This window comes from Gemmatimonas aurantiaca T-27, assembly GCF_000010305.1.
Lineage (GTDB): Bacteria > Gemmatimonadota > Gemmatimonadetes > Gemmatimonadales > Gemmatimonadaceae > Gemmatimonas > Gemmatimonas aurantiaca.
Genome location: NC_012489.1, coordinates 4,257,248 through 4,267,767, shown reverse-complemented (window position 1 = coordinate 4,267,767; position 10,520 = coordinate 4,257,248). Strand labels below are relative to the sequence as shown.

The window sequence follows — 10,520 nt, the reverse complement described above, 5'->3', positions numbered from 1 at the left end:
CACCTCAGCCGGTCGATGAACGCGCTGCGTCGCGTATCGTACACTGGCATCCGCGCCGCGCGTCCGGTGGCGCTCGCACTGGCCGCTGTGATACTCACAGCCTGCAGCGATTCCACCGGCCCGGGCGATTCGGAGCTGACCGCCGCGGAAGCACGGTGGCGGCTCGTACAGCCCGCTTCCAACAGTTACGTGATGCGCCAGCAGGTTCAGTGCTTCTGTGGCTTCGCGGGTTCGGAGTTCATCGTGACCGTCACGAATGGAGCGGTCTCGGCGGCTACTCCAGCGGCACCGCCTCAGAACGGGTTCGATACGCCGCCACTCACCGCGTTCCGTACGGTCGATCAGCTCTTCAGCGAGGTGCGCAACACGCTCGGGAAGTCGGGGACGCTCAAGGACGTCACCTACGACCCCGTCGCGGGATACCCGACACGGTTGTCGCTCGATCCGCTGCCCAACGCGATCGATGACGAGGTGGTGTACGTGACCCGCGGGGTTGGCGCACCCTAGGAGGCGATGGCGCCTGGAGTCGGTCGGGCGCTGTACCCGGGGCGTTCTGGGTAAGCAGAGGCTCTAAACCTCGGTGCGCCGGGCGGTATCATATCCCGTGTGCCCTGCCGATTCCCCTGAGTGGTGGCCTGACGGGCGTTTCTGAGCTCCCGTCGGCGTCTGCCGTGATCGACCCCGTCGTGCGCGCCGCGCAGGAGGGGGACGCCGCGGCTTTTGCCCGGCTGTATGACCTGCACGCGCCACGATTGTTCGCGTTGGCTCTGGGTCTGACGAGCGATCGGCAGATGGCCGAAGAACTGGTGCAGGACACCTTCGTGCGTGTTTGGGAGCGGCTGGGCACGTTCCGCGGTGATTGTGCATTCGGCACCTGGCTGCATCGCGTGGCCGTGAATGTGTTGCTGGTGAACGAACGCAGCCGCAAACGCCGGGCGCTGCGGGTGGCGATCGAGTCGGACCTCGCCGATGGTGACGACGGCGCCGCTCCTCGTTTGGACGGCCCCATGCGCAGCCCCGACATCGCACTGTCCATGGATCTCGAAACGGCGGTGTCCCGATTGCCAGCCGGCGCGCGTGCGGTCTTCGTGCTGCATGACGTCGGCGGCTATGCACACGCCGAAATCGCCGACCAGCTTGGTATCGCCGAAGGCACCTCCAAGGCTCACCTGTTCCGGGCGCGACGACTGTTGCGCGGGATGCTCGACCGATGAACGACACTGCTCAGCAGTCCCGACCCCACGACGGGGAGATGTCCTGTGATCTCGTGTCCTCGCAGGTGGCGGCCTATCTCGACGGGACGTTGTCACCGGAGGCCGCGTCGCGCCTGGAATGGCATGCGGCTTCCTGTGCGAAGTGCGAGGTGTTGCTCGAGACGGCAACCACACGACCGATGACCTATGCGCCGGCACTGCCTGCGTCACTCAAGGTGCCGACACTCGCTGCTGTCGACGCACAGCGACAGTTGCAGCACGCACGGCATCAGCGAAATCTGCGCTGGCGTCGCGGTGGCATCGTGGTGACGCTGGCTGCGGCGGCCGTGCTTGTTGTCACCGTCGTGACGCGCAACGGTGGTTTGACGAACGATCCGCTGATGGTGGCCGACTCGGGGCGGGTCACCAGCAGTCCGTCTGCCCCTTTGAAATCCGGTGTGATGCGCGAAGCGGAATCGATGGCCAAAGTACAGGCCGCCCCGGAGTTTTCGGCGCTGGATGCGGCGATGCAGGAACTCGATGCCGCACTGGAGGCCACACCCGACGACGCGGAGCTGCGTCGATATCGTTCCACCATTCGCACGCGACGCGATGAACTCGAGCGTCGTGTGCGGGATGCGGCCTCGTGACACGGCGCGTTTGGTGGACCGGTGCTCTTGCCGCGCTGACGGTGATGGGTGTGATGCCTGCTGATGCGCAAGGCACCACCAACGTGGTCGCCAAAGGGAAGCCTATCGATCGTGGTTTTGCGGCCACGCCCGATGTGGTCATGCGCATCTATCTCCCCAAGGGGCGATTGCGGGTGAGCACATGGGCGCATGACTCGGTGCATGTGCGCGGAACGGTGGGTGCGTCCGCGAGTTACTTCGGAGGCGGTTCTCGCACACATGTGAAGCTGGGTGTGGAATCGCAGATCCCGAACGACACTCGGCTGCCAGAAGCCGACTGGGTGGTGCAGGTGCCTCAACGGGCCCGGGTCTGGATCAAGCAGATCGACGGGGATCTCGAGGCCATAGGCCTGCAGGGCGAGCTCGAGGCCTACACGATCGGTGGTCGCATGGTGGTGCGCGATGTCGCGGGCAGCACCATGCTGGAATCCATCGATGCTCCAGTCACCGTGGAGTCGGCGCGTGGCGATCTGCGGGTACGGGGCAGCAAGGGGGCCGTGGTGATTCGTGATGTCGACGCCACGATCTCAGTGGCCACGGTCAGTGGACCCGTGACGGTGACCGGGGGCCGTCCCGACGGGCGTGTGGAGACCATTGGGGGAGACGTGATCATCGAGCGGCCGCTACTGGCAAAGGCGGAACTCGAGATTCAGACCCACAGTGGCGGTATCACGGTGCGCGTCGATCCCCGCAAGGCGCCGTTGATGGACCTGAGCAGTCGCGCCGGCGCGCCGTCAGGGGAGCGCATCACGGGGCAGGCCATGTTTGGTCGCCTGGTGGCGCGTTCTTTCAAAGGGACCATCATGGTGCAACGGTTGCCATAGCTGGGGTCGGTGCGATTCACGGGCCATCCCGCTAAACGTCTCCGGTGCAGGTGGCATCTCTCCTGTGGGCACAGCCCTTTCATTCACACAGGAGGAGGAGATGGCGTACACGGGACTTCGTCGGTGGTCGGTGCTGGCCTTGGGGTTCACGGTGCTGGCGGGTCCGCCGCACCTGAAGGTGCACACCATGCCGGCGTCATCGAGTACGGCTTTCGAGCTCGAGGTCGAGCACCATCACACCGACGTCGCGGTGACCGGCCGCGCAGAAGGCGTTCGCAACGGGGCGCGGGTGTCGCTTCCCCTAACGCTCACGCGCAAGGATGATGCGCATTTCACCGTGACTCGGCAGTGGGAGAACAATGCGGCGTGGGTGCTCGTGTTCTCCATCGAACAGGGCGCACAGGGGAAACACGGCGTCGCCGAGGCGGTGGTGAGTGTCGAGGCCAACGGGAAGGTGCGCGGCGTGGAGTACATCAATCCGGAGATCCGAAAGGATGGAAAGCCACTCGCTGCCACCACGGCCAAGGTGAATCAGGCCCTGCAGGCGCTCGGTCTGGTCACTGCCGCGAAGTGATGTCATCGCTGCCGTGAAGTCACTGTTGGTCGGTGACGGCCAGCGTGTTCTGCCGGTATATATTCGGGTAAGGGTCAATGTGTATGCCTACCCCAGACCTTCCCGATCATGGCCGTGCAGTACTTCACGGCGACGAGCCTCGATGGCTTCATCGCCGATCCGAATCATTCGCTCGAGTGGCTGCTGCAGTTCGGCACCGAAGATCCGTCCTACCCGGAGTTCATCCGTGATGTGGGTGTCATCGCCATGGGTTCCAGTACCTACGAGTGGTTGTGGCGCCATCATCTCGCGCCGGATGCTCCCGCTCCCATGCCGTGGTTTTATGCGCAGCCGTGTTGGGTGTTCAGCAGCCGTACGCTGCCGGTGGTCGAAGGCGCCGATGTCCGATTCGTGCGCGGCGATGTACGACCGGTGTTCGACGCCATGCAGGAGACCTTGCGCGAGCGGCACGCGGCCGGCCAGACGGCGCCCAACATCTGGATCGTAGGTGGCGGCGATCTGGCGGGTCAGGTCCATGATGCGGGCCTGCTCGACGAAATGATCGTGACCATCACGTCGGTGACACTGGGTCAGGGTGCGCCGCTCTTTCCGCGGCGTGTGGCGACGCCGGCGCTCGCGCTCAAGGCCGTCCGCCAGGTGGGGCCGGAGTTCGTGCAACTCACCTATCAGGTGCCGAAGAGCTGAACGGCAACGGCAACGGCAAACAAGCGGGGGGAACACAGAGCACGCGGAAACGGAGCAGATGACACCGATACAACACTCAAAAAAACATTACAGCATGATGTCTAGTCCTAGAATTTGTCTACACGAGATGAGGGACTTGGTCGGACTCAGGCTGCGTGCGTGAATACGTGTGCGGGGGTCTGCAGCTGGAGACTCCCGTGGAGGCGGACGGTGTTGTAGCGGTGAATGGCGTCGGCGACGGCCCGCTGAGCCGCTGGGAGAGACGGGAAGATCGCGTCGAGATCAAATTCGTCTTTCAAGATCCCATTGACGCGTTCGGCGATGGCGTTCTGATAGCAGTGATTCGCATCGGTCATGCTGGGTAGCAAGCGCGCGGCGGCGAGAGCCCGGCGATACGCGTGACAGCAGTACTGACTCCCGCGGTCCGAATGATGCAGCACGCCATCGGCCGCGCCGATCGTCTGGATCGCGTGGTGGAGCGCCTGCAGCGCACTGTGGTGCGAGAGATCCTGGCTCAGATGCCAGCCGACGATGCGGCGGGCATACACGTCGGTGACGAGAAACAAATACGCGAAGCGATCGGGCGCGAGGCGCAGATACGTACTGTCGCTCACGACCGCCTGACGCGGTCCCGTGATCTCCGCGTCCTTCAAGCGATTCGGCGCCACGACATACCCGTGCTTCGAATACGTGGTAAACGTCCGCCGCCGCTTGCGCGGCACGAGCGCCGCCGCCGCCCGCAGCCACGTGAAGAGCCGATCACGACCGACGGCCACGCCGGCGGCGGCCAAATGGGTGTGCAGTTTCCGCGTCCCGACGCGGGGCTGTGCCGCGCGCACCACGGCCACCTGCGCGAGCACTACCGCTTTCGACGCCCCGCGCTCCCCGCCCCCGACGCGGGCCGCACGTTTGTAGTACGCGTCGCGGGTGCGTCCGAGGCGCGCGCAGACGGCCCGGACGGGGAGGGCCCGCTCGTCGCAACAGGCCCGCGCGGTGTTGTACCAAAGCTTTTTTTTAGATCGGTCTTGTACACGCGGTTCGCTTGGGTGATGAGCTCGTCGTAGACCTGGAGGGTCAGATGCGCCTCGGCCAACGCCTTCTCGAGCGCGGCAATGCGCTCCTGTTCACTCTTCATCACCACCTCCACGACATCCCGTTTCGGTCGATACCGCCCGAACTCCTCCAGCCAGTGATGCACCATCGCCGCGCTGGTCTGCACGGTCCGGGCCGCTTCCCGCACCGACAGGTGCCCGGCTTCGAGCTCTTCGACAATCCGTTGCTTCAACTCGGGACTAAACTGGCGACGGCTGCGTTCCATACGTTAGCACATCTCCACAGGTGAGAGGATGTGTAGACGTTATTCAGGACGCGACATTTTTGTGGTATCGGTGCTATCTGCTCCGTTTCCGCGTGCTCTGTGTTCCCCCGCTGTTTCAGAGCCCCCGACGTTACGACTGTTCAACCGCGCAACGTGAGCTGACGAAGCAAGGCGCGGCGTTCCACCAGTGCCTGCACGTGCGCGCGTTGCAGCACGTACATCCAACTGCCGTACACGGCCGCGAGTTGCGTGAGTACGAACAGGGCCAGGCTCGTCCCCATGTCGTGGTGCAAACCGCGGCCCAGTTGGAGCAGAAAACTCACGCTCGCTGTCCAGGCCAGCAGACGCGGCAACGAACTCGTGAACGAGCGTGCGTCGCGTCCGTAGAACTCGGCGCTGATGTAGCCCACCAGCGTGAAAGCCGCGACATGTTCGAGGGCGCGGTATACCAGCGGCTGGGATAGCTCCACCCCCGGTGGCGTGAGCGCCAGCGTCCATTGCCAGTCGGCCCCGACTTCAGTGATCGGCCACAGCGACGAGAGCGCGAGATATATCGCAAAGAGAGGCAACAACAGACGCAGCGTAGGCAATTCGAAACGCTGCGCACCGTCACGCGCGACGGCCCGTCCGGTCGCGATGCTGCGCAACAAAGCGATACCCAGTGTGAGGGTACCGCCGGCAGCCATGAGTGGCAGGTCACCACGGGTGCCCGGCACCAGCGCCACCAGTACCCAGCCGATCACCACACCGATCAGCCATACACGATTGTTGATGCGGCGCGGTGTCATGTATGCCGCGTGCACCGTGCCGATGATACCACCTGCCACCGCAGCGATAGGCAACACCAGCCACCGACGGAGTTCGCCCTCGCTGCCCAGTCCCACCAACCAGCAGAGCGGAATGAGCAGGTACACGAGTCCCATCAACGGTAGTTCGAGTGCAAAACTCTGCACGGCATCCTCATCGCGCACCCGGGTGGCCACCCGCGCAAAGAGCCATGCCCCCAACGCTGCTCCCGCGGTATTCGTGGCCAGGTCGAACAACGACGTGTAGCGGGTCGGGGAAAACAGTTGCAGCAGCTCGATGGTGCCGCTGATCGCCGCGCCGAGCACGACGACACGAGGCCAGTCGGGCGGTGCGCCTCTGGGGCGGGTGAGCTGGTATACGTAACCGAACGGCACGAACATCAGCACGTTCATGACCAGATCGGTCCAGTTCCAGATGTCGGTCAGCCCGTGTGCGGGCGTGAGCTGAAAGCGGAACGGGGCCAAGGTGATGATGCCAATCATCAGCGCCAGGTAGCCCAGCACCGCCCGTCCGAGCCGGAGTGCGGTGAAATCGGCCGCGCGCCGGAAACGGAACGCCGAAGTCTGCGATGAGAGGTGACGGGACATGTGCGGAAGAGTATCGACGCGTGCTAGCTTTTCCCGTGTGCTTTTCATGCGATGGAAAGGCAGGCCGATCCATCGATTTTGCCCCCGCAACACCCCGACGCGTGACACGACCCGCCGCTCTTCCTGCGACATTCGCCCTGCCGGCGTCTCTCGCCCTCATGGCGCTGGTCTCCCAGCCGCTGGTTGCGCAGCGCACCGGCACTGCGGCTCGGACACCATCCAGGGCCACTCAGCCCTACGTACCACCCGCTGGAAGCTGGGAGCGTCGTACGCCCTCGGTCGCCGGTATGGACTCGGCCAAGCTGGCCGAGGCGGTGGCCTTTGCGGTGAGCAAGGAGAGCCGCTCACCGCGCGATCTCGAGCTCAATCACTATGCCACGTTTGGTCGTGAACCGTTGGGCGACCCTATTGGGCCGCTGCCGCCGCGAGGCGATGCGACCGGCGTGATCGTGAAAGGCGGCTATGTGGTGGCCACCTGGGGCAACCCGGACGCCGAAGAGACCACCAACAGTGTCACCAAGAGCTTCGTGAGCACGGTGGTGGGACTGGCGGTGGATGCCGGCAAGATCCGCAGCGTGCATGACACCGTGGCGTCGTACATGCCGCCCATCGTGCGGGCGCGCCCCAACGGGCGTGGGTATGAGCGCGATTGGCCCGGCAATGATCGCATTCTCATGCCGTTCGATTCACCGCACAATCGGCGCCTCACATGGGATCACTTGCTGCGTCAGGTGAGCGACTGGGAAGGCACACTGTGGGGCAAGCCCGAGTGGGCCGATCGTCCGGCGCAGAATGCGGCCACCTGGACCACGCGTCCGCGTGAAGAGCCCGGCAAGACGTACGAGTACAACGACACGCGTGTGAACGTGCTCGCGCTGGCCGCCCTGCAGGTGTGGCGCAAGCCGCTGCCCGAAGTGCTCAAGGAGCGCGTGATGGATCCCATCGGCGCGTCGGACACGTGGCGCTGGTATGGCTACGACAATTCGTGGATCGTGCTCGATGGCCGCGAAGTGCAGAGCGTGAGCGGCGGCGGTCACTGGGGTGGTGGCATGATCATCAATGCGTGGGACATGGCCCGCTTCGGTCTGCTCACGCTGCGCCGTGGAAAGTGGGGCGAACGCCAGTTGCTCAGCGACGCCTGGGTGACCCAGTCGCTCACGTCCACGCCGGCGCAGAAGACCTACGGCTACATGAACTGGTTCGTGAACCCCGACCGGTCGTATCTCGCGGCGGCACCGCCGCAGGCGTTTGTGCATGTGGGCGCTGGCAACAACTTCATCTACGTCGATCCGGTCAATGATATCGTGGCCGTCATTCGCTGGATGGACACGGCGGGCAGTCTCAACCAGTTCGTCGAGAAGTTGCTCGCGGCCCAGGTGAGCCGGTGAACGCTGGATCGCGCGCGTTGACGCGACAGGCCGGCCCCCGTGAAGAGCTGGCCAATGCGCTCACGCATGGCGCGGGGCTGGTGGCCAGCCTGATCGGATTGCCTTTTCTCGTGATCGCCGCCGCTGCTCGCGGGGAACGCGTGGCTCTCATCGGCGCGTGTGTGTTTGGTGCCACGCTGATCGCGCTGTATGCCGCGAGCACGGCCTACCATGCCGTGTCCACACCGACCATCAAACAGCGGCTGCGGGTGCTCGATCACGCCGCGATCTACCTGCTCATTGCCGGCACGTACACGCCGTTCACTCTGGGGGTGCTGCGTGGCACGTGGGGATGGACGCTGTTTGGCATTGTCTGGACGTTGGCCGCGATCGGGGTGTTGTTCAAAGTGATCGTGGGCAGTGGTCGCTTCGCAAAACTGTCGACACTCCTCTACATCGCGATGGGCTGGCTGGTCATCGTGGCCATCAAGCCGTTGGTGCTGGCCATCGATACTGCGGGACTGGTGTTGCTCGCGGCCGGCGGACTGCTGTACACGGTCGGTGTGATCTTCTACGTCGACAAGCGTCGCGCTTGGACGCACCCGGTGTGGCACCTGTTCGTGCTGGGCGGCAGCGTCTGCCACTATTTCGCGGTGCTCAATCACGCTTCGCTCGTGCGCTGACGCGCCGAGCCATCTCCTGACTTCCGCTTCACGCCATGGCGTCCAGCCTGCTCGTACTTCTCGACGATATCACGTCGATGCTCGACGATGTCGCCTTGCTCACCAAGGTGGCTGCGAAAAAAACCTCCGGCGTCATGGGCGACGATCTCGCGCTCAACGCAGAACAAGCGTCAGGCGTGCGGGTCGACCGCGAACTGCCGGTGGTGTGGGCGGTGGCCAAGGGATCGCTGGTCAACAAGGTGATCCTGGTGCCGGTGGCGCTGCTCATCAGCGCGTTTGCCCCTGGTGCGGTGATGCCGTTGATGCTGATCGGTGGCCTGTTCCTGTGTTACGAAGGCGTGGAGAAGCTGCTGCACAAGGCGTTGCACAAGCACGATCCCGCGCCGGCCGTGCACTCGGTGGTCGCGCAGCCCGAGCTGACCGATGAACAGCGGCTCGAAATCGAGCAGGGCAAGATCAAGGGTGCCATTCGCACCGATTTCGTGCTCTCGGCCGAGATCATCGTCATCTCATTGGGCACGATGAGTGCGGCGCCCATCGCGCAGCAGATCGGCGCACTTACCCTCGTGAGCCTGGCCGCCACGGTGTTTGTGTATGGCCTCGTTGCCGGCATCGTGAAACTCGACGATCTCGGGCTGGCGCTGCATCAGCGTGGCCGCGCCATCGGCGGCGTCATTCTCAAGACGGCACCGTGGCTCATGAAGAGCCTGTCGGTGCTCGGCACTGCCGCCATGTTCACAGTGGGCGGTGGCATCATCGCGCACGGCGTGCATGCTATCGACGTGGTGCTGCAGGGATGGGCCAGCGCCACGGGACCGGTCGCCGCGGTGAGCAAGATGCTGCTCGATGCGCTGCTGGGCGTGGTGGCTGGCGCCGTGTTGGTCGGTATCTCGGTCTTGGTGAAGAAGCTGCGCCCGACTGCAAAACCAGCCTGAGCGCGAATAGACGTAAGAAGGCGCGGCACGATCAGTTGATCGGCCGCGCCTTTGTTGTTTCCACTACGGCGCTACGAACCGCGTGATCAGAACGAGACGGTGATGCCGCTCGAGAAGAAGGTGTCCGTGGTCTTGAGGCGCACATTCTCGCGCACTGGCGGCGCGTTGTTGTAGCGCACCACGTACGAGAGCTTGAGGCCCAGTCGGCGTGACAGGGGCGCGACCAGCGCCGATTCCGTGTTCATGAGATAGGCTTCACTGTCCGACAGGTTGGGCAGGTACTCGCCCGTCTGCTGGAAGTAGGCCAACTCCGTGAAGCTGTGCTTGTAGTCGAGACCGAGACGCGCCGCAGGGAAATTCCGCTTGGCGGTGGCGGTGGATCCGGCCGTGAGGCGCTGTTGAAACAGCGAACCACCAACCTGGAACGACAACTGATCGCGCGGCGTCGCAATCGCCTTCACGTCGACACCGAACCCTTCTTCGAACCGGTGTGCAATGCCCTGCAGCACGTTGCGATCATAGCGCGTGGCCACGAACAGGCCGATGCGTTCCATGATGCGACGCTCGGCACGCAGGCCGCCGTTCCAGAAGTTGGCGTTGACCTTGTTTTCGGCCTCACCATAGAAAAACGCAAGATCCTCGCCCAGCGTCCAACCACGAGCCGTGTACTTCACCTTGTTGCCGAAGTTGGTCGTGGTGGCGTTGGCGTTGCCGCTGGTCTGCGCAAAGCCGGCCGTGCCGGTGACTTCGAGATTCTTCTTCGGTGGCGGCGGAGCATCCTGCGCGCTGACGATGGCCGGAGCGAGCGCGCCAGCGGCAACCAATGCCGCAGCGGTGACAAAGAGATGTGTGCGCATGA

Annotated in this window: 12 protein-coding genes; 9 read left to right on the top strand and 3 right to left on the bottom strand. The window is 64.2% G+C overall.

Annotated features, from left to right (window positions below; all coding sequences use genetic code 11):
* Window positions 1–15 precede the first annotated feature (15 nt).
* From GAU_RS18490 to GAU_RS18465, 6 genes are all read left to right on the top strand, one after another.
* Window positions 16–507 carry a DUF6174 domain-containing protein gene (locus GAU_RS18490; RefSeq protein WP_041265692.1) on the top strand — a complete coding sequence of 164 codons (492 nt, stop codon included), beginning with the start codon at window positions 16–18 and terminating at the stop codon, window positions 505–507.
* Window positions 508–671: 164 nt separating this feature from the next.
* Window positions 672–1,214 carry an RNA polymerase sigma factor gene (locus tag GAU_RS18485; protein ID WP_015895430.1) on the top strand — a complete coding sequence of 181 codons (543 nt, stop codon included), beginning with the start codon at window positions 672–674 and terminating at the stop codon, window positions 1,212–1,214.
* On the top strand, window positions 1,211–1,843 hold the full coding sequence (locus GAU_RS18480) for a zf-HC2 domain-containing protein (protein WP_083765771.1): 633 nt from the start codon (window positions 1,211–1,213) through the stop codon (window positions 1,841–1,843). The genes GAU_RS18485 and GAU_RS18480 overlap by 4 nt, the downstream gene beginning before the upstream one ends.
* Entirely contained in the window at window positions 1,840–2,706 is an 867-nt protein-coding gene (locus GAU_RS18475) for a hypothetical protein (RefSeq protein WP_015895428.1), read from the top strand. Before GAU_RS18480 ends, GAU_RS18475 begins: the two co-directional genes overlap by 4 nt.
* A gap of 100 nt (window positions 2,707–2,806) precedes the next feature.
* Window positions 2,807–3,280, top strand: coding sequence for a hypothetical protein (locus GAU_RS18470; RefSeq protein ID WP_015895427.1), 474 nt, complete (start codon window positions 2,807–2,809; stop codon window positions 3,278–3,280).
* Window positions 3,281–3,388: 108 nt separating this feature from the next.
* Window positions 3,389–3,964 carry a dihydrofolate reductase family protein gene (locus GAU_RS18465; RefSeq protein WP_015895426.1) on the top strand — a complete coding sequence of 192 codons (576 nt, stop codon included), beginning with the start codon at window positions 3,389–3,391 and terminating at the stop codon, window positions 3,962–3,964.
* Between the two features lie 146 nt (window positions 3,965–4,110).
* On the opposite strand, the gene GAU_RS22015 is transcribed toward GAU_RS18465, so the two are convergent.
* Together GAU_RS22015 and GAU_RS21445 are read right to left on the bottom strand one after the other, a co-directional pair.
* Window positions 4,111–5,282 (bottom strand): IS3-like element ISGau1 family transposase gene (locus GAU_RS22015; RefSeq protein ID WP_156798837.1). Its coding sequence is split into 2 segments (ribosomal slippage): window positions 4,111–4,982 and window positions 4,982–5,282, totalling 1,173 coding nucleotides; the frame shifts between segments, so codons are not numbered across the junction.
* A gap of 140 nt (window positions 5,283–5,422) precedes the next feature.
* Entirely contained in the window at window positions 5,423–6,676 is a 1,254-nt protein-coding gene (locus tag GAU_RS21445; protein ID WP_015895425.1) for a VanZ family protein, read from the bottom strand.
* Window positions 6,677–6,777: 101 nt separating this feature from the next.
* Here GAU_RS21445 and GAU_RS18445 point away from each other — a divergent pair, with 101 nt between their 5' ends.
* From GAU_RS18445 to GAU_RS18435, 3 genes are read left to right on the top strand one after another with little or no spacing between them, the layout of a single operon-like run.
* Complete coding sequence (locus GAU_RS18445; protein ID WP_015895424.1) at window positions 6,778–8,064, top strand: serine hydrolase domain-containing protein; 1,287 nt, start codon at window positions 6,778–6,780, stop codon at window positions 8,062–8,064.
* Window positions 8,061–8,726: a PAQR family membrane homeostasis protein TrhA gene (gene trhA, locus GAU_RS18440; protein ID WP_015895423.1), complete on the top strand. Its 666-nt coding sequence runs from the start codon at window positions 8,061–8,063 to the stop codon at window positions 8,724–8,726. The genes GAU_RS18445 and trhA overlap by 4 nt, the downstream gene beginning before the upstream one ends.
* A 35-nt stretch (window positions 8,727–8,761) precedes the next feature.
* Complete coding sequence (locus tag GAU_RS18435; protein WP_015895422.1) at window positions 8,762–9,661, top strand: DUF808 domain-containing protein; 900 nt, start codon at window positions 8,762–8,764, stop codon at window positions 9,659–9,661.
* 86 nt (window positions 9,662–9,747) lie between these two features.
* On the opposite strand, the gene GAU_RS18430 is transcribed toward GAU_RS18435, so the two are convergent.
* On the bottom strand, window positions 9,748–10,518 hold the full coding sequence (locus GAU_RS18430) for a DUF481 domain-containing protein (RefSeq protein ID WP_015895421.1): 771 nt from the start codon (window positions 10,516–10,518) through the stop codon (window positions 9,748–9,750).
* Window positions 10,519–10,520: the final 2 nt, after the last annotated feature.